Annotated in this window: 27 protein-coding genes; 11 read left to right on the forward strand and 16 right to left on the reverse strand. The window is 57.9% G+C overall.

The genetic code is table 11. The annotated features are described in order from the left end of the window. Nucleotides 1–204 precede the first annotated feature (204 nt). Both G411_RS0110460 and G411_RS20090 read left to right on the forward strand, forming a co-directional pair. The gene (locus G411_RS0110460) at nt 205–636 is read left to right on the forward strand and encodes a c-type cytochrome (RefSeq protein WP_335986309.1); all 432 of its coding nucleotides are present in this window, start codon (nt 205–207) and stop codon (nt 634–636) included. A gap of 154 nt (nt 637–790) precedes the next feature. Further along, on the forward strand, nt 791–1705 hold the full coding sequence (locus G411_RS20090) for a S1 family peptidase (RefSeq protein ID WP_084495413.1): 915 nt from the start codon (nt 791–793) through the stop codon (nt 1703–1705). A 23-nt stretch (nt 1706–1728) separates the two neighbouring features. On the opposite strand, the gene rep is transcribed toward G411_RS20090, so the two are convergent. The 7 genes from rep to G411_RS0110500 all read right to left on the reverse strand — a co-directional run bounded on the left by rep (nt 1729) and on the right by G411_RS0110500 (nt 9692). Then, nucleotides 1729–3735 carry a DNA helicase Rep gene (rep, locus tag G411_RS0110470; protein ID WP_022959155.1) on the reverse strand — a complete coding sequence of 669 codons (2007 nt, stop codon included), beginning with the start codon at nt 3733–3735 and terminating at the stop codon, nt 1729–1731. Between the two features lie 139 nt (nt 3736–3874). After that, on the reverse strand, nt 3875–4546 hold the full coding sequence (locus G411_RS0110475) for a hypothetical protein (RefSeq protein WP_022959156.1): 672 nt from the start codon (nt 4544–4546) through the stop codon (nt 3875–3877). Nucleotides 4547–4616: 70 nt separating this feature from the next. Next, on the reverse strand, nt 4617–6386 hold the full coding sequence (locus G411_RS22425) for a thrombospondin type 3 repeat-containing protein (RefSeq protein WP_084495415.1): 1770 nt from the start codon (nt 6384–6386) through the stop codon (nt 4617–4619). Between the two features lie 129 nt (nt 6387–6515). Further along, nucleotides 6516–7337 (reverse strand): alpha/beta fold hydrolase, encoded by an 822-nt coding sequence (locus G411_RS20095; protein ID WP_022959158.1) that lies wholly within the window; start codon nt 7335–7337, stop codon nt 6516–6518. Next, the gene (locus G411_RS20100) at nt 7337–8158 is read right to left on the reverse strand and encodes an SDR family NAD(P)-dependent oxidoreductase (protein ID WP_022959159.1); all 822 of its coding nucleotides are present in this window, start codon (nt 8156–8158) and stop codon (nt 7337–7339) included. Before G411_RS20100 ends, G411_RS20095 begins: the two co-directional genes overlap by 1 nt. A 32-nt stretch (nt 8159–8190) precedes the next feature. Then, nucleotides 8191–9177 (reverse strand): NAD-dependent epimerase/dehydratase family protein, encoded by a 987-nt coding sequence (locus G411_RS0110495; protein ID WP_022959160.1) that lies wholly within the window; start codon nt 9175–9177, stop codon nt 8191–8193. After that, complete coding sequence (locus tag G411_RS0110500; RefSeq protein WP_022959161.1) at nt 9174–9692, reverse strand: 2,4'-dihydroxyacetophenone dioxygenase family protein; 519 nt, start codon at nt 9690–9692, stop codon at nt 9174–9176. The genes G411_RS0110495 and G411_RS0110500 overlap by 4 nt, the downstream gene beginning before the upstream one ends. 113 nt (nt 9693–9805) lie before the next feature. Here G411_RS0110500 and G411_RS0110505 point away from each other — a divergent pair, with 113 nt between their 5' ends. Beyond that, the gene (locus G411_RS0110505) at nt 9806–10810 is read left to right on the forward strand and encodes an AraC family transcriptional regulator (RefSeq protein ID WP_022959162.1); all 1005 of its coding nucleotides are present in this window, start codon (nt 9806–9808) and stop codon (nt 10808–10810) included. Here the strand turns inward: G411_RS0110505 and G411_RS0110510 are convergent. Then, the gene (locus G411_RS0110510) at nt 10807–12291 is read right to left on the reverse strand and encodes a YifB family Mg chelatase-like AAA ATPase (RefSeq protein ID WP_022959163.1); all 1485 of its coding nucleotides are present in this window, start codon (nt 12289–12291) and stop codon (nt 10807–10809) included. The two genes, G411_RS0110505 and G411_RS0110510, sit on opposite strands and share 4 nt — an antisense overlap. A 51-nt stretch (nt 12292–12342) precedes the next feature. After that, nucleotides 12343–12963: an accessory factor UbiK family protein gene (locus G411_RS22430; protein ID WP_245542377.1), complete on the reverse strand. Its 621-nt coding sequence runs from the start codon at nt 12961–12963 to the stop codon at nt 12343–12345. Between the two features lie 70 nt (nt 12964–13033). On the opposite strand from G411_RS22430, the gene G411_RS0110520 reads away from it, so the two are divergent. The 5 genes from G411_RS0110520 (at nt 13034) to G411_RS0110540 (ending at nt 16350) form a co-directional block, all read left to right on the forward strand. Continuing rightward, on the forward strand, nt 13034–13747 hold the full coding sequence (locus tag G411_RS0110520; RefSeq protein ID WP_022959165.1) for a TorF family putative porin: 714 nt from the start codon (nt 13034–13036) through the stop codon (nt 13745–13747). 57 nt (nt 13748–13804) lie between these two features. Next, nucleotides 13805–14143 carry a P-II family nitrogen regulator gene (gene glnK / locus G411_RS0110525; protein WP_022959166.1) on the forward strand — a complete coding sequence of 113 codons (339 nt, stop codon included), beginning with the start codon at nt 13805–13807 and terminating at the stop codon, nt 14141–14143. 75 nt (nt 14144–14218) lie between these two features. Next, on the forward strand, nt 14219–15466 hold the full coding sequence (locus tag G411_RS0110530; RefSeq protein ID WP_022959167.1) for an ammonium transporter: 1248 nt from the start codon (nt 14219–14221) through the stop codon (nt 15464–15466). Between the two features lie 142 nt (nt 15467–15608). Then, nucleotides 15609–15947, forward strand: a complete 339-nt coding sequence (glnK, locus tag G411_RS0110535; RefSeq protein ID WP_022959168.1) for a P-II family nitrogen regulator — start codon at nt 15609–15611, stop codon at nt 15945–15947. 202 nt (nt 15948–16149) lie between these two features. Beyond that, nucleotides 16150–16350: a hypothetical protein gene (locus G411_RS0110540; RefSeq protein WP_022959169.1), complete on the forward strand. Its 201-nt coding sequence runs from the start codon at nt 16150–16152 to the stop codon at nt 16348–16350. Here the strand turns inward: G411_RS0110540 and G411_RS20105 are convergent, their stop codons facing one another. Both G411_RS20105 and xerC read right to left on the reverse strand, forming a co-directional pair. Next, nucleotides 16351–17058: an HAD-IA family hydrolase gene (locus tag G411_RS20105; protein ID WP_022959170.1), complete on the reverse strand. Its 708-nt coding sequence runs from the start codon at nt 17056–17058 to the stop codon at nt 16351–16353. It lies immediately after the preceding gene. Between the two features lie 2 nt (nt 17059–17060). Next, nucleotides 17061–17957, reverse strand: a complete 897-nt coding sequence (gene xerC, locus G411_RS0110550; protein WP_022959171.1) for a tyrosine recombinase XerC — start codon at nt 17955–17957, stop codon at nt 17061–17063. A gap of 160 nt (nt 17958–18117) precedes the next feature. Between xerC and G411_RS20110 the strand changes: the two genes are divergently transcribed. Next, on the forward strand, nt 18118–19326 hold the full coding sequence (locus G411_RS20110; protein WP_157581226.1) for an alpha/beta hydrolase family protein: 1209 nt from the start codon (nt 18118–18120) through the stop codon (nt 19324–19326). Between the two features lies 1 nt (nt 19327). On the opposite strand, the gene G411_RS0110560 is transcribed toward G411_RS20110, so the two are convergent. The 4 genes from G411_RS0110560 to G411_RS0110575 all read right to left on the reverse strand — a co-directional run bounded on the left by G411_RS0110560 (nt 19328) and on the right by G411_RS0110575 (nt 23479). Then, nucleotides 19328–20437 (reverse strand): succinylglutamate desuccinylase/aspartoacylase family protein, encoded by a 1110-nt coding sequence (locus G411_RS0110560; protein WP_022959173.1) that lies wholly within the window; start codon nt 20435–20437, stop codon nt 19328–19330. A 54-nt stretch (nt 20438–20491) separates the two neighbouring features. Beyond that, nucleotides 20492–21397: a 30S ribosomal protein S6--L-glutamate ligase gene (gene rimK / locus G411_RS0110565; protein WP_022959174.1), complete on the reverse strand. Its 906-nt coding sequence runs from the start codon at nt 21395–21397 to the stop codon at nt 20492–20494. A 44-nt stretch (nt 21398–21441) separates the two neighbouring features. Then, nucleotides 21442–21888, reverse strand: a complete 447-nt coding sequence (locus tag G411_RS0110570; protein ID WP_211218303.1) for an ATP-dependent zinc protease family protein — start codon at nt 21886–21888, stop codon at nt 21442–21444. Nucleotides 21889–22030: 142 nt separating this feature from the next. Then, complete coding sequence (locus G411_RS0110575) at nt 22031–23479, reverse strand: coniferyl aldehyde dehydrogenase (protein ID WP_022959176.1); 1449 nt, start codon at nt 23477–23479, stop codon at nt 22031–22033. 136 nt (nt 23480–23615) lie between these two features. On the opposite strand from G411_RS0110575, the gene G411_RS0110580 reads away from it, so the two are divergent. Continuing rightward, entirely contained in the window at nt 23616–24311 is a 696-nt protein-coding gene (locus tag G411_RS0110580) for an SIMPL domain-containing protein (RefSeq protein ID WP_022959177.1), read from the forward strand. 179 nt (nt 24312–24490) lie between these two features. On the opposite strand, the gene G411_RS21460 is transcribed toward G411_RS0110580, so the two are convergent. Then, nucleotides 24491–25270 (reverse strand): DUF2889 domain-containing protein, encoded by a 780-nt coding sequence (locus G411_RS21460; protein ID WP_022959178.1) that lies wholly within the window; start codon nt 25268–25270, stop codon nt 24491–24493. A 121-nt stretch (nt 25271–25391) separates the two neighbouring features. Between G411_RS21460 and G411_RS0110590 the strand changes: the two genes are divergently transcribed. Beyond that, on the forward strand, nt 25392–25778 hold the full coding sequence (locus G411_RS0110590) for a DUF4345 family protein (protein WP_022959179.1): 387 nt from the start codon (nt 25392–25394) through the stop codon (nt 25776–25778).

Raw genomic sequence — 25778 nt, forward strand, 5'->3', positions numbered from 1 at the left:
CGCGCACTATAGCAGAGGCCCCGAGCCGGCTCAATTGCCTTGAGGGCTGCCGATGTGCGATCTTTTCAGGCTGGCGTCGCGTACAGAATATACGGCCTGCGCTGGATTGGCAGGCCTGGAGTGGAGTAATCGAGGGCATCCGGCTATAATGCGCGCCAGAATTTTCAGGCTGTGCAGCCGCAATTTCCGAGAGGGTGAAAAACGGTGAAGAATCAGATGGTTAAAATGCTGGTAGTGGTTGCAGCGTTGCTGGCGGCTATGTCTGCGTGGGCGCTGACCGACAAGCAGCGCGCGGAAGTGGAAGCGCGCATCGCGCCGGAAGGCCAAGTGTGCCTGGAAGGTGACAGCAGTTGTGGTGCAGTGGTTGCCGCCGCAGGCGGTGCAGCGAAGTCCGGTGAAGAAGTTTATAAAGGAAGTTGCCAAGGCTGTCATGCGGTTGGTGCAGGCGGTGCGCCGAAGCTGGGTGATGCTGCAGACTGGGCCGCGCGCACCGAGAAAGGTTTGGACGCTGTTTACGCCAATGCGATTAACGGTTTCAGCAACATTGGTATGATGCCCGCTAAAGGGCTGTGCATGAGCTGCTCTGACGACGAAGTGATTGCCGCTGTTGATTACATGATTGAGCACAGCAAGTAACAAGGGACGACGAGGTCGTTCAGAAAGCCGCGCATTGCGCGGCTTTTTTTTGCGCTGGAGAAAATGCTCGTGCACCGTATCCGGCAGTGCTGCGTAGTAAATGAGCAGATGCTGGGATACATTGAGTGAAGAATAAGAAATAGCGGGGTGGGTAATGCGTAGCACGGTCTGGCTTGTCTTTTTGTCGACGGTCTTGCTTGGCGCCTGTGGTTCATCGTCGACGTCTGGCAATAGTGGCGATTCGGCAGGCTCTGGGCAAGTGGATGGCGAGGTGCCGGGTGAATCAGCGGGCGGCGAAACGCCAGCGGTCGCTGAGGGTTTTGGCGAACCTTTAAGCAGCCAGATTCGACCCGGGGTAGAGGTGGTTGCCGATGGCTCAAGCTGTACCAGCAATTTCCTGTATCAATTGAATGATACGACGGTGTATCTGGGTGTTGCGGCGCACTGTTTCAGTCCGGATACCAATCAGGGCGTGGACCCCTGCGAGGCGGCGAATTTGCCGCTAGGTACGCCTGTTCAAATCCAGAACGCGGCTCAGCCGGGCGAGCTGGCCTACAGTAGCTGGCAGGCTATGCAGGAAGTTGGCGAATCAGCGGGCTCTGCGGCATGCACGCATAACGATTTTGCGCTGGTTAAGCTCAGTCCCGATGACCTCGCCAATATTCACCCCGCCACGATCGCCTTCGGTGGGCCAACGGCACTGGCTAGCCAGCTGGCTTCGGAGGGCGAAGCGGTCTTTGTTTACGGCCAATCGCCTTTCCACTTTGGCGTGCGAGAGCTGGAAGCGATGAATGGCAGCGTGATCGGTATCGCTCCAGAGGGTTGGGCTTACGATGTGTTAACCGATACGCCTGCTATTTCCGGTGACAGCGGCGGCCCCGTTCTGGACAGCCAGGGGAGAGCGCTGGCGGTGACGAGTGCGCTGTCGGTATCGTTGAGTTTAACGCCGGTGCGCAACAGCGTGACGAACCTTGCGCGCGCACTGCGCTATGCCAAGGACAATGGGTTTATTCATCAGGACGTGCAGCTGATGACCTGGGCTGAGCTGGATCCGAGCGGCGGGCTTTAATCTGTGTGGATGTTTAGCGGGCGTCAGCCCAACATATCGCGCAGGCTGGCAAGGGTTTCTCCGCCGCGCTTCTGATTCACTGCGGGGTCGGCGTCGGCCCGACCCTCCCACTCCACATCATCCTGAGGCAGCTCGGCGAGAAAGCGGCTGGGTTCGCAGGTAGTAAATTCCCCAAAGCTTTTTCGCTTGGCGCAGTAAGTCATGGTGAGTGTTTGCTGGGCGCGGGTGATCCCCACATAACAGAGACGGCGCTCCTCCTCGACCATGTCGTCGTCGATACTGTTCTGGTGCGGCAGCAACCCTTCTTCCATACCGATCATGAACACATGGGGGAACTCCAGGCCTTTCGCTGCGTGCAGGGTCATGAGCTGGACCTGGTCATCACTTTCCTCTTCGTCGGCCTGACGCTCCATCAGATCGCGCAGCACCAGGCGGCTGATGGCTTCTTCAACACCGTCGTCTCGCTCCTCATTGTTGAGGCTTTGCTCGATAGAGGCGATCAGTGTGTTGACGTTGGCGAAGCGGCGTTCGGCGACGGCGATGGACGAGGAGTTCTGTACCAGCCAGTCGAAATAGTCGATGTCGCTGACCAGTTGCTTGATCGCGGCAATCGCGTCATCTCCGTAGCAGCGGCGGCGCAGGCCGTCCAGCCATTGGGTGAATTCGCGAAGACGACTGACCGCTGCCTCGGGTAGCTGTTGCTGCAGGCCCATTTCCTCGCAGGCCGAGTACAAGCTGATTTCACGCTGCGTCGCGTAGTTGCCCAGGGCTTCGAGGGTAGAGGTGCCAATCTTCCTGCGGGGTACATTCACAATGCGAAGAAAGGCATTGTCGTCGTCCTGATTAATCACCAGCCGCAGATAGGCCATGATGTCTTTGATCTCGTTACGCCCGAAAAACGAGGTGCCGCCGCTGAGTTTGTAGGGAATCTGGTGGGCCTGGAGTTTGAGTTCCAGCAGTCGCGATTGGTGATTGCCCCGGTACAACACGGCGTAGTTGCCGAAGCGGCCGCCCGTGCGAATTTTGTGGTCGAGGATTTCCACGGCAACGCGCTCGGTTTCGGCGTCTTCGTTGCGGCAGCGCAGAATCCGAATGTGCTCGCCGTAACCCAGATCGGACCACAGCGCTTTGTTCAGGTCGTGAGGGTTGTTGGCGATCACGGTGTTGGCGGCTTTGAGAATGCGCGCGGTGGAGCGGTAGTTCTGCTCCAGCTTAACCACTTTCAGGTGGGGGTAATCCTTACCGAGCAGTGACAGGTTTTCCGGTTTGGCACCACGCCAGGCGTATATGGACTGGTCGTCGTCACCCACCACGGTCAGGCCTTGGCGATTGCCAACCAGTTGTTTTACCAGCTTGTACTGGGCGCCGTTGGTGTCTTGATATTCGTCTACCAGCATGTAACGAATACGGTGCTGCCATTTGTCGAGAATATCCGGCCGCTGTTCAAACAGCAGCGCAGGCAGCAGGATCAGATCGTCGAAATCCAGTGCATTGTAGGCTTTCAGGGCTTTCTGATAGCGGATATAGGCTTGCGCGCAGAGCATGTCGGCGGGGCCTTCTGCCTCGGCGACGGCCTGTTCCGGCAGCACAAATTTGTTTTTCCAGTGGGAAATCCGCTGCTGGATGCGATCGGCCTGATCGCCGTCGCTGCCGTGTTCCTGAATCAGCAAGTCGCGGATCAGTGCCTGGGCGTCCTGTCCATCGAAAATAGAAAAGCCGGATTTGTAGCTGAGGGCGGCGTATTCCCGGCGAAGAATGTTCATGCCGAGGTTGTGAAAGGTCGAGACCGTCAAACCGTGCGCGGCTTTGCCTTTGACCAGCGCGCCGACGCGCTCTTTCATCTCCCGGGCGGCCTTGTTGGTAAAGGTCACCGCTGCAATATGGCGCGCCGGGATACCGCACTTTTCGATCAGGTACGCCATTTTGCGGGTAATCACGCTGGTCTTGCCACTGCCAGCACCTGCCAGCACCAGTAGAGGGCCGTCGATGTACAGCACCGCTTCGCGTTGTCGATCGTTGAGTTTGTTCACGCTTTGCCCAAAGGCCGGAGAAATGGCCGGCAATTGTAGCAGCGCTGTTGGCGGATCGACACTGGCTCGCGTCGCGCGCCGCTGCGTTCAGACATAAAAAAGCCCCGCGCTGGCGGGGCTTGATAGGAGAGGGTGGCGCCTACTGGCTGCGGACACCAATCACCAGCTCTACAAAGGCTTCTTCGCCGTTAGAGCCGTCATTGAAGGTGGTTGATCCCACGTCGGAGGTTGCCGTTACCAGCAGCGAGCCGTCAGCGCTCACCAGAAACTCCAGCGTAAAGAATTCACCACCGCCTTCATCAAAGGTCGCGGAAACGGTATTGCCTGTCTGAGTGAACGTAAAGGTGCTGTTATCGCTGGCGTCGTCGGTGAAGTTTTCAAGCTTGTTGGTGGGCACATTCACCTCATAGGATTCGTCGTTACCCGCGTCGATGGTCAGCGTGCCGTTAGATCCGGTGCTATCGAAGGTCAGCGTGGCACTGAGAGTACCGTTGCTGATATTGGCAAAGTCATTCGGCCCAGCGCTGCTGTAACTCTCCGTATCACCCACGGCAACCATGCTGTTGATACTGCGTAGCTGGTAGCTGTTCCCGGCAACGCTGTTGTCGGGTGCGCTGTCTTCCAGTGCGGCAATCCGGCTGGCGTTGTCGTTAATTGCGCTTACCAGTGCCTGGATAGTGCTGTTAACGTCGGCGGCGACCGCTGGTGAGCCTGCGGTAAATGTGGTGATGTTTTCGTTATTCACGGGGCCTGCAATAAGTAGTGAGCTGGACAGCGTGAGAGCGGTTGCGATAGCGAGTACGTTTTTCATGATGTCCTCCTGAGAACATATCTGTATTCGGTGTTGATTCGTGTCTCTAATTCTTCGTGGCTAACTGGCACTACTGCCAGTTAGCTTCATCCCAGTTAAAGTTGTCCCAAACAGCGCCGTCCGGGCTGTCACAGACATCACCGATACCGTCATCGTCGTCATCGGCCTGGTCTGCGTTGGCGTTATTCGGGCAGTTGTCTGCGTTATCGCCGACGCCGTCGCTGTCAGCATCGCTGGATTCATTCGGGTCATTCGGGAAGGCATCACTGTTATCCCCGACACCATCGTTATCGGAGTCGAGGGTCTCCGACGGATCATTTGGAAACGCGTCACTATTGTCTCCGATGCCGTCACTATCTGAGTCCGCACTTTCACTGGGGTCGAACGGAAAGGCGTCCTGACCGTCGTTGACACCGTCGCCGTCGTCATCAGGGTCGGCATTATTGCCCACACCATTTCCATCGGTGTCGGTGTCTTCGCCGGGATCTAGTGGGAAGGCATCATTAACATCGTCTACGCCGTCGCCGTCGTCATCGTTATCACAGGCGTTGCCGAGGCTGTCGTCGTCGCTGTTCAGTTGGTCGGCGTTGGCCGTATTCGGACAGTTGTCGCCATTGTCGCCCACACCGTCGTCGTCGCTGTCGACAGTTTCATCCGGGTTGCGGGGAAAGGCATCTTCGTTGTCGTTAACACCGTCGTTGTCATCGTCGTTATCGCAGGCATTGCCTTGGCCGTCGTTATCAAAGTCGGCCTGGTTGGCATTGGCGGTGTTGGGGCAATTGTCATCGTTATCGGCGATGCCATCTTCGTCGATGTCCGGCGTGGTTTGTGCGGGGCTTGGATCTGCGCTCGCACTGCCGTTTGCCAGGGCGTCGCTATTGGTGTCGATGCCAGTGGCTGCTTGCTCACTGACGAGTATTGACTCGACATCGCTAACCAGCGTGTCCGTACCCGGAATGGTGAGACTTGATGGGTCGACATTCACCTGGCTGGCAACGTCGCCAACATCGGCAAATTCGGCAATCGGGTCGCCGTTTGCCAGACCGTCGACCTCGCCATCTGACAGGTCAGAGGCCAGCGCGGTGAGCAGTGAGTCGGTCGTCGCCGTGGTTGAGGCATTACTGCTTTGCGCGGCGTCTTGCATGTTTACCAAGATGGCGCTGACGGCTTCGATCGCTTGTCGGTAGGCGGCAACCTCGGCCAGCGACGCGGTTGTTGTCGTCGCGCTGGTGACCAGCGGCGGTGTCGTGTTGAGGTTCGTACCTGCCGCCAGGCCAAAGCCCAAACTGCTGGAGACTTTCGCCGAGGCGATGGTAAATGCCGCAATCAGTTCGGCTTCGCTGATGCTGCCATCGTTATTGCCGGAAAAGCCACCGCTACTGCTGTCGGCTTTCGCAACGGCCAGGTCATAGGCCAGTGTCGTCAGCGGCGAGGGGTAAATGGGGGCGTCCGCCGCATCGCGATTACTCAAAAGCGTGCGGAAGACCGTGACGGCCGGTGCGGCATTGCTGGCCAGGTCAACCGTGTCGTCATCGGCCGTGATTTCAACAATCAGCGCACCGCTATGGGACGCGGGAATATTGATGCCGGTAATGGCTGCCTGAGCGTTCGTGCTGCCGGTCGAGAGCACGTCGCCTTTTGCCTGTGCCGCGCTACCGTCGACACTGAATATCTGGACCACGGCATTGGCCATGGGTCCTTTGACTGGAGACCCTGACAGGTCACTACTTGATCGGGATGAGCTGCCGCCACCCCCTCCACCGCCGCAGGCGGCAAGCGCTGCAGACAGCATTAGGCTCAGCGCAGCCGAACGGCCTGCGCTTCTTCGTGTCGAGTGCATCGATGATCTCCTCTCTACTCTTGTCACGCTGAGGGCGTGATGACTGCTGTTTTTATAGTTTTAGTAAAAGTAGCAGTGGATAACGGCGTGCGCAAAAAAGGATCAGAAAAAAGTGAGTTGGTGCTGGCCCTATCGAAAGTGATCGATGAGGAGCGAGTTAATGTGATCGGGTTTTTCAAGGCTCATCCAGTGCCCGCCTTCAAGGCGCTGGTACTGCCAGCTTCCGTCGACCCAGCGCCGCGAGTTGAGCATCTGGTCTTCCGTCAGAAAGGGGTCTGCCGTGCTCCATAGGGCTAGCGTGTTGGCGCTAACCCTCGGCAATGGGGTCAGCAGCATGGTGGCCATATTCGCACGGTAGATGCGCACCGCTGCCTGAAGGCGCCCTGGCTCAGCGAAGCGTGTCATCACCTCGTCCATGTCCGGGTGTGAGCCGAAAATGCGGCGCAGCGAGAATCGCCCCCGCCCGGCCAACAGTCGGTCTGCAACGCCGCCGAGTTGGAAGAACAGGGTGTACCAGCCTGCGCGTTTTTGGCCCCACCCCGCTCTAGCATAGGCAGTGGGGTGCCCGACGGACATCACTGCGAGTTGCTGGCATTGGTCTGGTGCGGTACCTGCCAACACCCAGGCGATAACAGCGCCCCAGTCGTGACCGACGACATGGCTGCGGCGAATACCGAGTTCTGTCATCAGTGCCAAATGGTCGGCGATGATGTGGTCGACGTGATAGTCGGCCTTCTTCGGAGCCATATCGGATTGGCCGCAGCCGACAGTGTCGGGGGCGATGCAGCGAAATCCGGCCTGATGCAGGGCCTGAATTTGCGGCATCCACATCGTCGCCTGATCCGGAAAGCCGTGCAACAGCAGTACGGCGGGGCGATCAAGGTCGTCCGGTGCAGAGTCCAGGTAAGAGAGTCGGAGGTGGCGGTGTGTGAAAAAGTGGCGTTCGGGCATCACGGCCTCGTCTCCTGAGCCGAGAGGCGTTGCAGCAGATGGCGAATAATGCGTTGCATGAAAAAGTGAAAGAGTGCGGGGCAGTGCCGGGCAAAGCCTGCGGTAAGGCGGCTGCGAATACCGGGGATAATCATCCAGCGTCCGGCGTCCAGTCCCCGGATGATACTGTCGATGGCCTGTGGCGCCTCCATTGAGCCCGCAATGTCCTTGAGCTGAAGTGATACCGGGTCGCCGTCTTGGCGTTCAGCCACCACCATTGGGGTTCTGACCTCGGGCGGGCAGATGCAGGAGATGCCAATGCCCAGCGGCTCGTACTCGTAGCGCAGGGTGGTAGCCAGCCCGACAACTCCAAATTTTGAGGCGCCGTAGGCCGCATAGGCGTAGTTGCTGACCAGTCCGGCCATCGACGCGATGAGCCCTAGCCGGCTGCCAGCCTGCATGTGAGGCAAGACGGCTTTGGCAAAATACATGCTGCCGTTGAGGTTGATGTCCACTACCCGCGCAAAGTCCTCGGGCGTCATATCCGTGAAGCGGCGATTAAGGATGATGCCCGCGCAGTTAATTGCCAGCGCAACGGGACCGAAGGCCGACGCCCCGTTGCTAACTGCCTGCTTGAGTGCTTGCGTATCGCGGATGTCCAGCGGGTAGGCCTGCCATTGATCCTCCGTGCTGGCAGCGTCAGCAAGTTGCTGCCGAGCGTTGTCGTCGAAGCTTAGGTCGATCAGTGACAGGCGATGCCCACGCCGTAACAGACGTATTGCCAGTCCAAGTCCCAATCCGCTTCCGGCGCCTGAGACAACGCTGTGACTGTGTGTGGTCATGGTGATTTGTCCCCAATAGTAGATATCTCAGCCTAGAGTTGGCCGCTATCGCGCAGCCATTGTTCCGACCGGCGCATTCCCTCGGCGAGGGATATTTTGGGGCGATAGCCCAGTTGATCACGTGCCTTGCTGCCATCGAAACCGCCGCCGCGATTGAACATCCGTATGGTGTCCCGGCAGGTTTCATCGTGTTTCCCTCTAAGGTGATTCAGCGCTTGAACCAGCCTTGCCAGAGGTAGAGCCACGCTGCTGGGCAAGCTGGGCGGGTTCCCTTTGCGGCCCGCCCAGCGCCAATGGTGGCCGAAAAACCTGCGACAACTGACGGCCTCTTCTCCCCAGAGAATATAGATCTGCCCGCTGGCGATCTCACTGTGTGCCGCGAGCAAGGTGCCGTCGACCAGATCGTCGATATAGACCGGCGTAAAAACCCCATTGCCGCCATCGGGAAGCAGCAGACGGCCCGCTCGCGCCATCTTCAGCGGTTCCTGCAACCAGGCGCGGGAACCGGGGCCGTAGACGTCGCCCGGTCGGATAATGCAGCAATCGAGGCGGCCCTGTGCGTGGGCGGCGAGTACAAGGTGTTCGCTGGCACCCTTGGCAACGCCATAACGGCAGTGCTTGCCAATCACGACAGGCCAGGTCTCGTCAGCGCCGTCGGGGTAGTTGCAGCCCATGGAGAGAATTGATGAGAAGTGCACAAAACGCCGACACCCTGCCCGCTGCGCAACATCGAGGGCATGACTCACACCCTGCACGGAGATACGACGGTATTCCTCCCAATCTGCAGCCAGAGAGACGACGGCGGCGGTGTGGATGAACAGCTCACAGTCTTTGACGTGAGGCGCCCACTGCTCTGGCTGGCAAAGGTCGGCGCCGACAATCGATTGGGAGGGGTCGGCAAGCAGATCCATACCGCGAACTTCACAGCCAAGTGCGCGGTATCGCTGCATCAAATGCTGGCCGATAAACCCACGGGCTCCGGTAATAAATACCCGCTTGGGTAAGTGGCCGAGACTCATCTGGTGCGGTGGCTGTAATCGGCCGCTGCGGGACGAATATAGCGTGCCGGCTCCATACCGCGTTCTTCTACCAGTGCATCAAACATGTTCATGATGTCGCTGGCATCCATGATCCCGAGGTAATTGCCGTCATTATCGAAATTGACATTGGCACCGTAGACCACCATCACCGCCACGGCGGGCTCCGTGGCATCAGCGGGCACCATAAATTGATGAATTGAGCCGCCGGGTTCGTAGAGGTAGCTGCCTGCGGTTTGTGGCTGATCGGGGTATTCCGCGTAATGCCAGCTTCCAGAGAGTGTAAACAGGTGTACCGTGCCGGTGTGATAATGCTTGGGAAGCACAACACCGGGATGAAAGACGGCGCGCAATACCCAAACGCCCTGGTGGGGGTCGAGAAACAGCGGCTGCGCATCCACGCCTGGAACGCCAGGCAAGGCATCTTTGTACATGGGCAGCTCATGGCTGTTGAGGGTGAGGAGCTCGCTGTGGTCTACGGCGGGGCTGGGGATCATTGTTCTCTCCAAGAGTGTTTGTTGTTATTACTTGCCACGGTAGTCCCTCTTTGCTACTGATACTTGATATATTGCGAATAATTATTTGATAAATTACGAGCTGAGGGGGCGGGGTGCAGTATTTTGTGCGCAGTGGCAGCTTGCTGGGCTTTGGGGAGTGGGTTCGTGAAAACGGCGAAAACCCCAATGCGTTAATGGCAGAGATTGGCCTCAGCCCGGCAGCGTTGTACGACAGCGACCTGTACATCCCCTATCCCGCGTTGGCGCGCCTGCTGACGCTGGCCGCCCGGCGTTGTCGGCGAGCGGATTTTGGCGTTCAGCTCGGAATGCGCCAGGGGCTTGAAGCGGTGGGTGCGCTGGGTTCGGTTATGTGCTTGCAGCCCAGCCTTGGTGATGCCCTGCGGCTGATGCAGCGCAATCTGGAGTTTCACGCACGAGGGGTCTCGACGGTCGTCAGCCAGGGGGAGCGCTGGCTCGAACTCACCATGGACTTTGCCTTTGCCGCCGAGGAAGACTGCGAGCAATTGGCCGGATTGAGTTTGGCCTTGTTATGCCGTTGTCTTCAACAACTGCAGACGCAAACCAAAGCGCCGCTGTCTCTGGAGTTGAAGCAGGGGGCGGCTGAGCCGGAGGTCTACCGATACCTGTTTGGCTGCGAGCCGCGTCTCGAGGGGCGCCGCAATGCCTTGATCTATTCTGTCGACTTACTGGCGCAACCGGTTGCGGTGGCCGCCGACCTGCGGGCGCGATTAAGCCACCAGTGGCAGAATCACCGGCAGCAGCCGGATGCCGGGCTGCTGCAACAGTTGGAACGGGCGATTACTGCGTTGCTGCCAACGGGGGAGTGCAATCTGACGATGGTCGCGAGAATCGTTGGTTTGCATCCGCGCGTGTTGCAGCAGCGTTTAGCGGAGCAGGGCAGCAGTTTCAGTGCTCTGCTGGAAAGCCGCCGTCTGCGCCTGGCCAGGGAGCACTTGGCGCACAGTGACATTGATCTGACGACACTGGCCCTGAACCTCGGTTATGCCGAGTTGGCCGTATTCAGTCGTGCATTTAAGCGCTGGCAGGGTGTCTCGCCCCGAGCGTGGCGGCGTCAACAGCACGCTGATCGCGCTTAAAGGTCTCCCCGGTAGGCCACCGCTTCCTGAAGATGGGTAGCGTCAATCCTGGCGTCGCCGCTCAGATCGGCGATGCTGCGTGCGACTTTCAGCAGGCGGTGGTGGGCGCGGGCACTGAGTTTAAGTCGCTCTTCCGCCTGCCGCATAAATTGTTTTCCAGGCTGATCCAGTGTGCAGTGCCGCGCCACATCCGCAGCGGAGAGTTGCGCGTTGACGGTGTGTTGCCTTGCTGCCTGTCGTTGCCGGGCAGCGCAAACACGCGCCCGCACTGTGGCACTGGATTCTCCCGGCGGTGCGTCTTGTAGCTCGCCGATTGGCATACGATGAATGCGCAGACGCAGGTCAATCCTGTCCAGCAGCGGGCCGGAAATCCGGCCCCGATAACGCTGAATCTGGTCCGGTGTGCAGCGACAGGCCTGCTGGGGATCGCCATCGTAGCCACAGGGGCAGGGGTTCATTGCCGTAATGAGCTGAAATCGAGCCGGGAAACGCAGCTGCTGACTGGCTCGGGAGATCATCACTTCGCCGGATTCCATCGGTTCGCGCAGGACTTCCAATACTTTTCGCGGGTACTCCGGGAGTTCGTCGAGAAACAAAATGCCGCGATCCGCCAGGCTGATTTCGCCGGGGCGCGGATTGCTGCCACCACCCACCAAGGCGACCGCTGAAGCCGTGTGATGAGGTGCGCGAAACGGGCGCTGCAGGCTAAGCGGCTTGCCGACGATCGATTGCATGATCGCGATATCCCGCTGCTCATGTTCAGTGAGTGGCGGCAGAATGCCTCGAAGCCGGTTGGCGAGCAGTGTTTTTCCCGTACCGGGAGGGCCGCTGAACAGCAGGCTGTGTCCCCCTGCTGCGGCAATTTCCAGCGCGCGCCTTGCCAGCAGTTGCCCTCTTACATCACTCAAGTCCGGGTAGGATGCCTCTCCCGGCGTCCCGATGGCGGGTGTTTCTGCGTCGGGCAAAGGTAGCTGTCCACTCAGGAAGGCCACAACCGCCAACAAGTCTGGCGCTTCTTTTAATGTGTCCGCGGCGATCAGTGCATCGAGACCGCTGTTGGCCGTGGGCAAAACCAGTTGGTGTCCCGCGTCGGCACAGGCCAAGGCGGCGGGCAGGGCAGCGTGAACCTGACGCAAATCGCCGCTCAGCCCCAGTTCCCCAATGAACTCGAACCCGTCGGTTTGAGCCTGCTTCAGCTGGCCGGTGGCGAGCAGAATACCGATGGCGATCGGCAGGTCAAAGCGACCACCCTCCTTGGGTAAGTCGGCCGGGGCGAGGTTGACGGTAATGCGACTGACGGGAAACTCAAAGCGGGAATTAATCAGTGCAGATCGCACCCGGTCCTTGGCTTCGCGCACGGTCGCCTCGGGGAGCCCGACGATATTAAAAGCGGGCAGTCCGGCGGAAAGGTGAACTTCTATCGTGATGAGCGGTGCATCAATGCCGAGTCGTGCCCGGCTGAGAACGGTGGCAAGTGGCATGGCAGCATCCCTGCGTATGACGATTCTGCATCCTGCGGAATCGTTAGCGGATTATTGGCCGGTCTGTTCGGCGTCGATCTGTGCGGTAAGTTCTGCAAGTTGTTTTTCGAGCGCTTCCACTCGAGCGCGGGTCCGCTGAAGAACCGCCACTTGGGCATCGAATTCATCGCGGGAAACCACATTCATCTTGCTGAAGCCACTCTGCAACAGTACCTGGAGCTTGGCTTCCATATCCTGCTGTATGTCCGGACCTTGGCTGATCAGGCGGCTGGCCTGTTCGGCCAGTTGAGAAATGAAGTCGGGTTTTGCCATCTGAGATTCCTCACTGCGATGCCGGAAGTTTAGCGTATTTAGCGGTTCGATAGCAGGCGGCTGTGGCGTTAACGCTACGCAACTGTCCTGCGACGGGCGGGCCTGGGAGATGTGATGAATAACGAATTTCTTATGTGGGGCCAAAATGGGGCGTGCTTTTGCCTTGGGGTAGAGATTGCAGACGTAGGCAAGTGCAAGGTGGTTGTTTTTTGCACTATTTGTGTGCGTTTTGTGGCCTCCTTTCATTTGGCATGGGTTTTTTTGGTGCGCAAAGCGCCTTTTTAGCCAAGAAATCTCCAAAAAATGCCCTTTTTTAGCAGTGATTTTTTCTGGCACACCCTGTGCATAGTGGTAGTGCATGTGAAGTTCAGGGCGCTCCCCTAAACCGCATATCTAAAGAAGACTGAAGACAATATTTGGAGACTAGAACATGAACGCTTGGAAAAAAATGCTTGGTGTTGCTGTGGTAACCACTGCTCCGATGGCTGCCTCGGCGGGAGAAATCAGCGGTAATGTTGCCTGGACAACCGACTACTCCTTCCGCGGTGTATCACAAACCAACGAGAAAATGGCCGTACAAGGCGGCTTTGATTATGGCTTTGAAAGCGGTGCCTATGTAGGCGTTTGGGCATCGAACGTTAACTTCTCTGACGGCAAAAGCTCTGTAGAACAGAACAGCACTGAAACTGACTACTATGTTGGCTATGCCTTCAATGCTTCAGAGTCAGTAAGTGTGGATCTGTCTGTATGGCAGTTCACCTATCCCGGTGCTGAGTCCGCGTCTAACTACCAAGAGTATGTTGCGTCGGTGTCAGTCGCAGACTTCACTTTCGGCCTGGTTTACTCACCTGATTACTTCGGCGAGGGCATTATTGACGGAGGTAATGGTTCTGCGACGGTAATTAGCGTTGACTACAGTTTGGCGCTGCAAGAGAACATGAGCATGGATTTCCATGTTGGCCAAACCACGACTGAAGAAGACGGCATCGTAGACGGCGATGACAGCTACGTGGATTACCTGATCGGCCTGAACTACGATGTTGCGGGTGTCACACTGTCTCTGGCCTACGTTGGCACAGACATCGGCAGTGGTAGCGACAACGACGAAGATCGCGCCATCTTCACCATCTCAAAAAGCCTGTAAACACACCTTGCGGGCGCCTGCCGCCCGCACTTAACCGGTTTTCAGCAGGAGATAACCATGAAATTAATCACAGCGATTATTAAACCCTTCAAACTTGACGATGTGCGGGAATCGCTTTCCGACATCGGTGTGCACGGCATCACTGTCACGGAAGTTAAGGGCTTTGGTCGCCAGAAAGGGCACACCGAGCTGTATCGTGGCGCGGAATATGTTGTCGACTTTCTGCCCAAAGTAAAAATTGAAGTTGCCGTTGCTGACGGCGCCGTGGATTCAACCATTGAGGCCATCAGCAAATCCGCTAACACCGGCAAAATCGGTGACGGCAAGATCTTTGTTTCTGCACTGGAACAAGTGATCCGTATCCGTACCGGCGAGACCGGCGAAGAAGCGATTTAAGTTTTTAAGGTAGAGCTGATGGCGCTGCCGACAACAAATTAATACAGATTTCTCTTTCCCTTTGGAGGGCACGTGATGGAAGACATCATACAAGTCAAATACGCCCTGGACACATTCTATTTTCTTGTCTGTGGCGCGTTGGTAATGTGGATGGCGGCTGGTTTCGCCATGCTGGAGTCGGGCCTCGTCCGCTCTAAAAACACGACTGAAATTCTCACCAAGAACATCTCTCTGTTCGCCATCGCATGTACCATGTACCTGCTGTGCGGCTACACCATCATGTACGGTGGTTCCGAGAGCGGTATCCTGCCTGACAGCTGGTTCGGTAACAGCATCTCTGATGCCTCTGTCGAAGAAGTGCTGGCGTCTGACGGCGAGATTTACTACTCCGGTTCTTCTGACTTCTTCTTCCAGGTTGTCTTCGTGGCGACTGCCATGTCGATCGTCTCTGGCGCCGTCGCTGAGCGTATGAAGCTGTGGGCTTTCCTGGCCTTCGCGATTGTGATGACTGGCGTCATCTACCCGCTGCAAGGCTCTTGGAGCTGGGGCGGTGGCTTCCTGTCTGAAGCGGGCTTCTCTGACTTCGCAGGTTCGGGCATTGTTCACATGTGTGGCGCTGCTGCAGCACTGGCCGGTGTGGTCTTCCTGGGCGCTCGTAAAGGCAAATACGGCCCGAATGGTCAAACCAACGCGATCCCCGGTGCAAACCTGCCGCTGGCAACACTGGGTACCTTCATCCTGTGGATGGGTTGGTTCGGCTTCAACGGCGGTTCTGAGCTGATGGTGTCCAACATCGACGAAGCTAACGCAACTGCGCAGGTGTTCGTGAACACCAATGCGGCGGCAAGTGGTGGTCTGATTGCTGCTCTGCTGGTTGCCCGGGTTCTGTTCGGTAAAGCTGACTTGACCATGGCTCTGAACGGCGCACTGGCTGGCCTGGTTGCCATCACCGCTGATCCGCTGTCTCCCGGACCGCTTGTCGCGACTCTGATCGGTGCTGTTGGTGGTGTACTGGTTGTGTTCTCCATCCTGGCGCTGGACAAAGTCAAAATCGACGACCCCGTCGGTGCGATCTCTGTGCACGGTGTGGTAGGTCTCTGGGGTGTGATGGCTGTGCCGCTGACTAACAGCGACGCCAGCTTCGGTGCCCAGATCTACGGTGCGGTTGTCATCTTCGCCTGGACCTTCATCGCAAGCTCAGTCGTGTGGCTGATCATCAAAGCGATCATGGGTCTGCGTGTGACCGAAGAGGAAGAATACGAGGGTGTCGACCTGTCCGAGTGTGGCATGGAAGCGTACCCCGAGTTTACCAAAAACGCGTAACCACTCAGGTCTTGCAGAGGGCGCTCAATGAGCGCCCTTTTTTTTGCGTGGCGTTTGCGAACGATGAACGGCTCGGCTTGCCTTGGCTGCGGGGCTGGGCTAAGTTAGCCGCCATTGAGTCAAATTTGGAGTATGTTTCGCCATGAAATTGGTCAGTGCAATCATTAAACCGTTCAAGCTCGACGATGTTCGTGCGGCGCTTTCCGAAATCGGGGTTCAGGGCGTGACCGTGACCGAGGTAAAGGGCTTTGGCCGCCAGAAAGGGCACACCGAGCTGTATCGTGGGGCTGAGTATGTTGTGGACTTTCTGCCCAAAGTTAAGCTGGAAATTGCGATCGGTGATGAGCAGGTTGATAAAGTGATCGATTCGATCACCAAGGCTGCCAACACCGGCAAAATTGGCGACGGCAAAATTTTTGTTAGCCCGCTGGAGCAAGTGATCCGGATTCGCACGGGCGAGACGGGCGAAGAAGCGATTTAATTCCCGGCTAACGGGACTTTCGAGATGGCGCTGCGGCGCCATTTTTTATGCCTGCTGTGGCGGGGTATTTTCAATATATTTCTATTTTTCTTCGGATGTTTTTCTCATAACAAAAAAGCCTAACGACCCGCTTGTCAGACGATATTTCTCCGCAGTATAAATGCCGCAAACGGTGATTTCTTCACGCTCGGAGGGTAGTGAGATGGGATCGAAAGTCCGTGAAGTCGAAAGCAAAAAGCACCATGTGAACAGCGCTGTTCCAGCGATGACCAACCATGACCGTATGCGTGAGCAACTCGCTCGCGATGTGGAGAGTTTTCTCTCCCAGGGCGGCCATATCACTCACCTTGAGCCCCATGTGCGTAGCGGCTATCTCAACGACGGTGATCAGGACGGCTTCTGATCAGCGGAGCTGCTGCAGTTCATCGAGCAGCGCGGGTAGCTGGCGCCAATCGTCAAAGTAGCCCTCGGCGCCTTCATGTCGGGGGCGGTCCACACCGGGCATCAAGGCTTGCACTGCTCTTAACCCTGCGTTGAGCGCGCCGTGAACATCGTCCTTTGGGTGATCGCCGATGTGCAGCACATGGCCTGGCGTATATCCTGCTGCGTCGCAGGCCGCCTCAAAAGCCGCCGCGTGGGGTTTGCTGACCCCGATATCCTCGGCCTTCAGGCTGGCTTTGAAAAAGCGGCTGCAAGGCAGGCAGCTCAGGTCGGCATTGCCATTCGTTAAACTCACCAGCACGTATCGTTGGCTAAGCACTTCCAGAACGGCTTCCACATCGTCGAATAGCGAAACTCGCTGGCGCGCGTCGAGGAAGTCGGCGAATACCGCGTTGGCGATGGCTTCGCTCTGTTCCCCATAGTCGCAGCTCTGCAGCGCCTGGATCAGGCTGATACGGCGCCAGTCACTGATGTGGTGCCGCAGGTCGGGTCGGTGCTGCAGCAAGGCGATACGCTGCTGACGGAGGTCGTCCGGTGTATAGCGGGCTACCAACCGGGGCGCCCGCCTCTCCAGCTCACGGTAGAAAACGGCTTCGGCGTGCTCCAAGACCGGTCGGCTTGGCCAGAAGGTATCGTCGAGGTCGAAGCTGATGGCGTGGATGCGGCCCATGCTTAATCCTTTTTTCTCCGTCGTCCAGCGCGGGGGTGGGCTTGGTCATACACCCGCGACAGATGTTGAAAATCGAGATGGGTGTACACCTGCGTCGTCGACAGATTGGCGTGCCCGAGTAATTCCTGTACGCCGCGCAGGTCGCTGCTGGATTCCAGCAAGTGACTGGCAAAGGAGTGCCTCAGCATGTGCGGGTGAAGATTTTCGGGGATACCCTGTTGTCGGGCCCGATATTTCAAGCGCTGCTGGATAGCGCGATGCCCCAGCCGCCGCCCTTGCAGGCTGGTGAACAGTGCCTCGTTGTCACTGTGTGGCCGAATGCGCAGCCAGGCATTCAGCGCGCGTACGGCCATTCGTCCCACCGGCAGGTGGCGACTTTTCCTGCCTTTGCCCGTGACCAGGACAAGGCCTTCGCGTAGGTCTAGATCACCCAAATCCAGCGAAGCCAGTTCAGCGAGACGCAGTCCGGAGGAATAAAACAGCTCCAGTATGGCGCGATCGCGAAGGTCGATGGGCTCGTCACCGGGAAAAGCGAGTAGCTGGTTGACCCGGTCCGCATCCAGCGTTTTGGGTAAGGGGCGACCACGTTTGGGCGCCGCGATACCTTCGGCAGGGTTACGTTTGGCGCCGTGGTAACGCATTTGATGCTTGTAAAAGCTTCGCAGTGAAGACAGTAGCCGCTGGATACTGGCTGGCGAGGCCTTGTGACTGCGCTGTGCGGCAACAAGCTGGCGGATGTGTCCGCTGTCGAGCTGCGCGCTGTCTGTAAAATGGTGTTGAGCGCAAAAGCTTTCCAGCGTCACGAGATCGCGTCGGTAGGCCTCCAGCGTGTGTGGAGACAAGCGGCGAACATTGGCCTGGTAGCGGAGAAACTCTTGAACCTGTTCCTGCAATGGCATGGTGCGATCTTGTCTGAAAGATGCGCACAGCTTAGGGCTGTGCGGGAAGAACGGCAAGCTGGCGTCGAACTATGCGATGCATTCCGGCTTCCAATCCGGCGTTATTGTGGTACAAACAGAAACGATGGCTGTGAAGACAATAAACACAACAGAGAAGCCTATGAACGCTCCACGTATGCCGCAGATTCACGAATCGCCTCCCTGGTGGCGGACCCTGCCGGAAGACTTCTACTGTCAATCGGATGGCACAGAGCTGGATGGCGAGTCGCCCATTCAGGTATACAGCACTGCCGCTGCGGATCGGGCACTGCGCAGTGTGTTGGGCTGCGCGATCAGCGCGTCGCTGCTGCCTAAACTGGCGCTGCAGCCTCGGCTGTTGTCGGATGAGCGGCAGGCCATGGATTTTTATGCCGCACTGGCAGAACAGCGGGATGCGGATCGGGTTTTCCCTGTGCCGCCCGCGGTCAATGTCTGTGCGCAGTCGCCATCGCGCTGGCAGCGTTGGCGAGAGCCGGCTCCTACCTCGCTGCTCAGCTTCGACAGTCCATTCGAGCCGTTAAATCCGGAGATGACCGATCGCTACTTGGCGAATCGGCGGAACCGGCGTGCTGAGGTGCAGCTCTGGAGTCATCCGGAAGGGCCGCGCCCCACATTAATTTTTGTGCACGGTGTGGTTGCCAGCGATTATCGTTTTAACAGTCGCTTTTTCTCGCTGCCTTGGTTCTATGAGCGCGGCTACGATATTGCCCTGTTCACCATTCCCTTCCACGGAAGTCGGGCAGAGCGACGTTCGCTGTTCAGTGGTCAGGGGCTGTTTAGCGGTGGTTTCTCGCAGCTCGCTGAGGGAATGTTGCAGTCGATCTGTGACTTGCGCGTGCTGTTTGATTATCTGGTTGCGCGGGGCGCACCGCATGTGGGGATTTCCGGCCTCAGCTTGGGGGGGTATCTCAGCGCTCTGATGGCTGTTGTCGAACCGCGTCTCGCGTTCTGTATTCCTAACTCGCCACTGGTGGCGCCCGTCGACACTATTCGCAGTTGGCAGCCGACCAGGAGCTTTATGGAATTGATCCAGCAGCGCTCAGGCCTGTCTGCTCAGGATCTGCGGCGGGGCATGGCGGTTCACAGCCCGCTGAGCTACCAGCCGGTACTCAACCCGGAGCGAGTGATGATTATCGGCGGTGCGGGGGATCGCTTCACACCGCCGCGATTTGTCCGGCTGCTGCATGCCCACTGGCCCGATAGCTACCTGCACTGGTTTCCGGGCAACCACTTACTGCATTTTGGTCGCCAGCAATACTTGCAGCTGATGCTGTCATTTATGGACAGCCACTGCCAGGGCGCGACATTGCAGGAGCGCGGCCTGGCGTAAATCAGCTGGCAATCGGCGGATCTTCTCCCGGCGCAGGCGGGTACGACTCTGGTTCAAACTCTTCCAGGAATTCACTGTAGTGTTGCAGTGCTTCTTCGATGTCGGCTTTGTACTTGGCAATGTGGAACAGCGCGTCGCCCTCGTAAATTAACGGCAAATAACTCCGGCCAATCACAATGCCGGCCTCATGGGCACAGATTTCCACATCGCCACCGCTGTCGCTGATGGGGTCGGAAATCACGCCGATCACTTCACCGGCTTTGACGAAGGCGCCCAGCGGGACCAGCGCGCGGAGTACCCCGCTGACCGTCGCGCGAACCCAGTAGGACTGGTTGGTGACCATCGGTGTGCGGCGCGGTTTTTTACTGCGTGAGGCGGGCAACATACCGATGTGACGCATCACATTAATAATCCCCGAGACCCCGGCGCGAATGGCTACTTCATCGAAGCGCAGCGCTTCGCCAGCCTCGTAGAGCAGCACGGGAATATCCTGCTCACTGGCTACTGCGCGCAGCGAGCCATCGCGGGTTTTGGCGTGCAGCATGACCGGTGCCGCAAAGGCTTCGGCCATACCGCGGGTTGTTTCGTCCTGAAGGTCGGCGCGAATCTGAGGCAGATTGCCGCGATGGCGAGCGCCGGTGTGCAGGTCGATACCGTAGTCGCATTGAGCAACCACCTCATTGTAAAAACTGTGCGCAACGCGGCCGGCCAGAGAGCTTTTCGGCGAGCCGGGAAAGGAACGGTTGAGGTCGCGCCCATCCGGCAGGTAGCGGTTATTGTTCAGAAAACCGTGAACGTTGACGATGGGAATGGCGACCAGCGTGCCGCGCAGAGACCGCAGCGCACGGTGTTGCAATAGCCGCCTGACGATTTCTACCCCGTTGATTTCATCGCCGTGAATGGCCGCACTGACAAACAGCGTGGGGCCTTCACGTTTACTGCGTACCGCCTTGATGGTGATGGACAGTTCGGTATGGGTATAGAGCTTGGCGACAGGCAGTTCGATCTGCTGTCGTGTGCCGGGCAGGATCTCTGTCCCGGCAATCATCAGTTTTTTGGCTTTGGTGGCCTGTCGGCGGCGTGTGGACTTAGTGCCTCGCGGTTCGGTCACTCATTAGCTCCCCTGGGACGTGACCGATTGATTCTACACTGCTTTTGTCTCAGATCAGCCCTTGCCGCGGGTTTTGTTTTTATAGGGCGCGGCATTTTCTTCAATAAATTTAATGATCTCGCCCGCGACGTTTTTGCGGCTGGCATTTTCGATGCCTTCGAGCCCCGGCGAGGAGTTGACCTCCATTACCAGCGGACCGCGGGAGGAGCGCAGAATATCGACCCCCGCCACATTCAGCCCCATGATTTGGGCGGCTTTGACGGCGGTGGCCCGCTCTGCCGGAGTCAGTTTGGTCAGCTCGGCGGTGCCGCCACGGTGCAGGTTAGAGCGAAACTCGCCATTGGAGGCCGTGCGTTGCATGGCGGCAACGACGCGGCGGCCAATCACCAGACAGCGTACATCGGAGCCCCCCGCTTCCTTGATGAACTCTTGAACCAGAAAGTCCGCCTTCAATTCCCGGAAGGCATCGATAACACTCTCTGCGGCTTTGGCGGTTTCTGCGAGCACCACACCACGGCCCTGGGTGCCGGCCAGCAGTTTAACGACGACCGGTGCGCCGCCCACCAATTTGATCAGCTCCTTGGTGTTGTGAACATCGTGAGCAAAACTGGTAACCGGCATGCCGATATTCTTGCGAGATAACAGTTGCAGTGCCCGCAGCTTGTCGCGGGACCGGCCGAGAGCGACCGACTCGGTCAGGCTGTAAGTGCCCATCATTTCAAACTGGCGGATAACGGCCAGGCCATAGGTCGTGATGGACGCGCCAATGCGGGGGATGACGGCGTCGAAGCCTTCCAGCTTTTCGCCCTTATACCAGATGGCCGGCTCGTTGGAGCTGAGTTCCATATAGCATTTCAATGTGTCGAGCACGCGCACTTCATGCCCGCGTTCCTTGCAGGCTTCCACCAGACGGCTGGTGGAGTAAAGACGGCTGTTGCGCGACAGTATGGCGATTTTCATGCTGACTCTCTCTCGGCGCATTGCGCCTGTTTGCTGCTGAATGATTATTGGGCCTGGCTGACGCAGTAGGACCGGCTGGGATCCACAACATAGCGTCCGGACATTGCTGTGCGACCGATTAACATGCGAAACAACATGTCAGAACGGTCGGCCAGCGTCACCTCTGCGACAATGTGTTCGTCGCCGAGTTGCAATGCCGTTTCAATCACATAGCGCATACTGCGATGGCCGCCGGAATCGGTGACCTGCCGGTAGTCTTTAACTTTTGCCCGGCAGCAGATTGTCTCGTCGTTGTCGTGCTGATGGGGATGGATTTTGAAGTTCACCCAGAGCTGACCGTCGATGTCTTCGGTTTGAATGTCGAAGGCGTGCAGCGAAGAGCTGCGGGCGCCGGTATCCACTTTGGCCTTGAGTCGCGCTATGCCTAATTCTGGCAGACATACCCACTCGCGCCAGCCCAGCACGGTTTGTGTAGATGGTGATGTTGTCAAAATCTGTTCCTGTCACGGCTGAATGCTAAACCTCTGTGCCAATGACAGTAGCACAGGGGCGGCGATTATGCGTGAACGGGGGAAACGGGAGAAGTGAAATTTTAAAGAAGGGCAGCCGCCTGGGGGCGGCTGCCTGAGGGGCTTACTTACGGATCATGGTGTTGAGGGTTTTCTCGGCTTTTTCCCCATAGGGAGGCAGCATGCCACCCAGTTTCTGGAAGTTGACGCCGCTCTGTTTGTACACCGCCTTGGCGTGGCTGAAGGTAAGGAAGCCATCTTTGCCGTGATAGTAGCCCATGCCGCTGGGGCCGATGCCGCCAAAGGGCAGGTCTTCACAGCTCACGTGGAAAATGACGTCGTTGATGGTCACCGCGCCGCTGGTGCTGCGATCGAGAATGCGGCGTTGTTCCGCCTCGTTCTTGCCAAAATAGTACAGAGCCAGCGGCCGTGGACGGGCATTGATATAGTCCAGACAGTCGTCGACACTGCGGTAGCTCTTCACGCAGACAATCGGACCAAACAGCTCCTCCTGCATTACCTTCAGCTCATCACTGGGGTTCACGACCAGTGTCAGCGGCAATTTGTGGGTGCCGCTTTGCTGGCTGAAATCTTCATTGGCGGGGTTGAACTCGCGGATATCCGCCCCCTGCTCACGGGCATCGGCCAGATAGCTTTGCAGGCGCTGATAGTGGCGGGCGTTAACCACGGAGCTGTAATCGGGGTTGTTCAGCAGTGAGCTGAACAAGGTGCCGAGATAATTCATGGTGCCGCTGACAAATTCCTCCAGCTTGGCCTCTGGCACCAAAATGTAATCGGGCGACAGACAAACCTGGCCGACGTTGAGGATTTTGCCGTTGACAATACGCTCAATGGCCTCGTTCATCGGGTAACTGTCGCTGATAATCACCGGCGACTTGCCGCCCAGCTCCAGCGTCACCGGCGTGAGGTTGTCGGCAGCGGCGCGCATAATGTGGCGGGCAATGGATGTCGCGCCGGTAAAAATAATGTGGTCGAAGGGGGCCGCCGAGAAGCTGGCGCCCACGTCCGGACCGCCGTTGATGGCAACCAGTTCTTCGGGCTTGAAATACTTGGCAATTAACTGCTCCATCAGCTCGCCGGTTTGAGGGGTGACTTCCGAGCACTTGATCATGGCGCGGTTACCGGCAGCAAAAATACCGGCGAGCGGGGCGAAAATAGTGTTAACGGGGAAGTTCCAGGTGCCGATAATGCCGATCACGCCCTTGGGCTGGAACTCCACGCGGGCCTTGGCTCCCAGCAGGTTCATCGGAAACGGTGCTTTACGTTTTTCCGTCTTCATCCACTTTTTCAGGTGCTTTTTGCTGTATTTCAGGCACTCAATAGTGGCGTAGATGTCAGACATCAGTGACTGGTGGCTGCTGCGGTGACCGAAGTCAGCGCTGAGCGCATCAACAATGGCATCGCGGTTGTCGAAAACAAGATCAATGGCGCGCTGCAGTCGGTCGATACGCGTTTCTGCGCTGACCGCGCCTTCGGCAAGGTAGGCATTGCGTTGTGCGTTGAGGAGGCGCTGAATCATATCAGCGGCATTATTATCAACCTGGCTGTTCATAGTGTTTCTCCCGCTTAAACTTGTTGGTTGTCAGTCTGTATTGTTATTGACGGGACGCTGCCCGTCTTGGTTGTCTCCCCACCCATGGTTATGGGTAAGGAGGCTCAGGAACATCGCTCACAAGGACTATATGCCCATGAATGCTATTTCCAGAATTTTGCTTTGCCTGTCGTTAACCACGCCGCTGCTCGCCTGTGCTGGCGAGACGCCCGAGAAGCCCCATGTTTCGGTGCAGGGATATGCCGAAGTTGAGGCGTTGCCTGACAGTGCTGAGCTGACTTTGCAGATTGTCGCTACCCGCGATTCTGCGGCAGACGCCAAGGCCGACGTCGACCGCCGTGTTGCCAAGGTACTGGCGGCGGCACGGGGTCAAAATATTACGGATGACGCGATTCGCGCCTCGCAGATTCGTGTTGCACCCGATTACCAGTGGGAAGACGGCACGCGTCAGCTCAAGGGGCAGCGCGTTGAGCGCGAGGTGGTGATTGAATTGGCTGACCTGGAGCGCTACGGCGCGTTGGTGGATGCGCTGGTGGAGGCGGGTATCGACGAGCTGGGGAATGTTCGTTTCCTGGTATCCCAGCGCGAGGCGTTGGCCGCGCAGGCTCTCAAGGCGGCGGTGGCCGATGGTCGCGAGCGGGCGGCGCTGCTGGCCGGGGAACTGGGCAGCAAGCTCGATAAAATCTACAGCATCAATGCCAATGCGACGCCGATTCAGCCTCGCGCCGATCGCGCGGTCATGATGATGGAGGCCAAGGCGGCCGATGCGCCAATGCTGCTGGGGAAAGAGACCATCTCTGCACGGGTGTCGCTGGTGTTCACTCTGGATTGAGTGGGCATAAAAAAAGCACCCAGATTCTGGGTGCCAAGCGGGGGTGCTACTATGGAGACGGTTGCGTCGAGGGGCGGGGTGCGCCGCTCTCTTCAAACATGGTTCCATCATAGTGCGACCCCTCATGTCACAATATTCGTAAATGTGCCTAGCGCCGTAATCACTGACCGAGACCCCGCTCAGAGTTTGTCGCGAAAGCGAAGTAACTGCTCCGGTGCACGATTGAAATCGAACACGGTATCGGGCAGTCGAACGGCTTTCTCGATTTGTGGTGAGGTGTAGGTATAGCAGGCGCCATACATATAGTCGCGGGCGTCATTGGCCGCTTCGCCGGCAATGGCGTTGAGATTGTAGCGGCGGGCGCTGGCGACAAAATAGCCTTTTTGCAGCGCAAAGGCGGCGCGTTTGGCGTCGCCACTGAAGGTCGTGCCGGCCCATTTAGTGAAGCCTTTGAACAGCACGTTTCCCGCCAGCGCTTCCGGGGCCTGAATCACCCAGTCGCGACACAGCCAGCGGTGTACCAGCTCACCATCTACACAGATTTCCGCGGCATTGGGGGCATCCCCCTGTTCATCGTCGATACGGATTTCATAGTTTCGCTCTCCCGGCCCCCTCGCCGCTTGGGCGATCGCCAGCAGTGCCAGGTCGTAGAGATGTGTGCAGTTAGCGGTCGGATTGCTGTTGGCGATCAGCAGATCGCTGTCATCACTGATGGGCAGACCGCGTAATGCCTGTAATGGCTCGACTGCACCGGGGCAGGTGCTGAAGGGGATGCGCAGCGTTTCGGCGTGAATCGCCGTAAGCTGCTGGCCATCGTGCTGCAGTGTGAGACGAAAGGCGTGGTGATGGTCTTCCAACTCTGCCAACACCTCTGACTCACTGGCCCGCAAGCGAATATGGCGACGGAAACAGCCCTCGCCGTACTCCGGGTTCAGTGGGTAATCGTTAAATGTCGACATGCTGCTCCTCCACACTAGACTGTCAGATACTAATCGCTTCCGGTGGAAAGCGATTGACCGTTTCGGTCTTTTTGGTTGACGCTTGGGGTCAGCGAAGAATGCACAAATAAGAGGAAATGGAATGTTGCGAGGATATCTGGGCTTTCTGGCGCTCGTTTGGGCGGGAATTGGTCTGGTGTTATTGGTGATGCCGGAGGCCCTGGAGGGCTATGCCGGCGTGCGAGCGGAGAGTGGTGTGGCCAAGGCCGAGTTGCGTGCCATGTATGGCGGTCTGAGTCTGGCGGTTGCCATGGCGACGTCGATGGCGTTGATCCGGGCCTGCTGGCAATTTCCGGTACTGTTTATGCACGCGGTGTTGTGTGTCGGTTTGGCCGGAGGTCGCCTTGCGGGCCTGTTTCTGGATGATGCCGGATCCCCGTATACCTATGGTGCGCTGAGCTTTGAAGTGGGCTCGGCGCTGATTTCTATCCTCTTGCTGCGCAAGGTTCAGCCCGCTCAGGAGACTTGA

Origin of the sequence: Spongiibacter tropicus DSM 19543, assembly GCF_000420325.1 — a bacterium.
GTDB classification, from domain to species: domain Bacteria; phylum Pseudomonadota; class Gammaproteobacteria; order Pseudomonadales; family Spongiibacteraceae; genus Spongiibacter; species Spongiibacter tropicus.

What these genes read in the sequence shown, in the direction of transcription:
- G411_RS21460 (WP_022959178.1), bottom strand. Translation starts at nt 25,270, where the DNA reads ATGTCGACATTTAACGATTACCCACTGAACCCGGAGTACGGCGAGGGC.
- G411_RS22430 (WP_245542377.1), bottom strand. Translation starts at nt 12,963, where the DNA reads ATGCACTACCACTATGCACAGGGTGTGCCAGAAAAAATCACTGCTAAA.
- rimK (WP_022959174.1), bottom strand. Translation starts at nt 21,397, where the DNA reads ATGAAAATCGCCATACTGTCGCGCAACAGCCGTCTTTACTCCACCAGC.
- G411_RS0110575 (WP_022959176.1), bottom strand. Translation starts at nt 23,479, where the DNA reads ATGAACAGCCAGGTTGATAATAATGCCGCTGATATGATTCAGCGCCTC.
- G411_RS0110540 (WP_022959169.1), top strand. Translation starts at nt 16,150, where the DNA reads ATGGGATCGAAAGTCCGTGAAGTCGAAAGCAAAAAGCACCATGTGAAC.
- G411_RS0110510 (WP_022959163.1), bottom strand. Translation starts at nt 12,291, where the DNA reads ATGCCACTTGCCACCGTTCTCAGCCGGGCACGACTCGGCATTGATGCA.
- G411_RS0110520 (WP_022959165.1), top strand. Translation starts at nt 13,034, where the DNA reads ATGAACGCTTGGAAAAAAATGCTTGGTGTTGCTGTGGTAACCACTGCT.
- G411_RS20100 (WP_022959159.1), bottom strand. Translation starts at nt 8,158, where the DNA reads ATGACCACACACAGTCACAGCGTTGTCTCAGGCGCCGGAAGCGGATTG.
- G411_RS20095 (WP_022959158.1), bottom strand. Translation starts at nt 7,337, where the DNA reads ATGCCCGAACGCCACTTTTTCACACACCGCCACCTCCGACTCTCTTAC.
- G411_RS0110580 (WP_022959177.1), top strand. Translation starts at nt 23,616, where the DNA reads ATGAATGCTATTTCCAGAATTTTGCTTTGCCTGTCGTTAACCACGCCG.
- xerC (WP_022959171.1), bottom strand. Translation starts at nt 17,957, where the DNA reads ATGCCATTGCAGGAACAGGTTCAAGAGTTTCTCCGCTACCAGGCCAAT.
- glnK (WP_022959168.1), top strand. Translation starts at nt 15,609, where the DNA reads ATGAAATTGGTCAGTGCAATCATTAAACCGTTCAAGCTCGACGATGTT.
- G411_RS0110500 (WP_022959161.1), bottom strand. Translation starts at nt 9,692, where the DNA reads ATGATCCCCAGCCCCGCCGTAGACCACAGCGAGCTCCTCACCCTCAAC.
- glnK (WP_022959166.1), top strand. Translation starts at nt 13,805, where the DNA reads ATGAAATTAATCACAGCGATTATTAAACCCTTCAAACTTGACGATGTG.
- G411_RS22425 (WP_084495415.1), bottom strand. Translation starts at nt 6,386, where the DNA reads ATGCACTCGACACGAAGAAGCGCAGGCCGTTCGGCTGCGCTGAGCCTA.
- G411_RS0110475 (WP_022959156.1), bottom strand. Translation starts at nt 4,546, where the DNA reads ATGAAAAACGTACTCGCTATCGCAACCGCTCTCACGCTGTCCAGCTCA.
- G411_RS0110495 (WP_022959160.1), bottom strand. Translation starts at nt 9,177, where the DNA reads ATGAGTCTCGGCCACTTACCCAAGCGGGTATTTATTACCGGAGCCCGT.
- G411_RS20105 (WP_022959170.1), bottom strand. Translation starts at nt 17,058, where the DNA reads ATGGGCCGCATCCACGCCATCAGCTTCGACCTCGACGATACCTTCTGG.
- G411_RS20110 (WP_157581226.1), top strand. Translation starts at nt 18,118, where the DNA reads ATGAACGCTCCACGTATGCCGCAGATTCACGAATCGCCTCCCTGGTGG.
- G411_RS0110530 (WP_022959167.1), top strand. Translation starts at nt 14,219, where the DNA reads ATGGAAGACATCATACAAGTCAAATACGCCCTGGACACATTCTATTTT.
- G411_RS0110590 (WP_022959179.1), top strand. Translation starts at nt 25,392, where the DNA reads ATGTTGCGAGGATATCTGGGCTTTCTGGCGCTCGTTTGGGCGGGAATT.
- G411_RS20090 (WP_084495413.1), top strand. Translation starts at nt 791, where the DNA reads ATGCGTAGCACGGTCTGGCTTGTCTTTTTGTCGACGGTCTTGCTTGGC.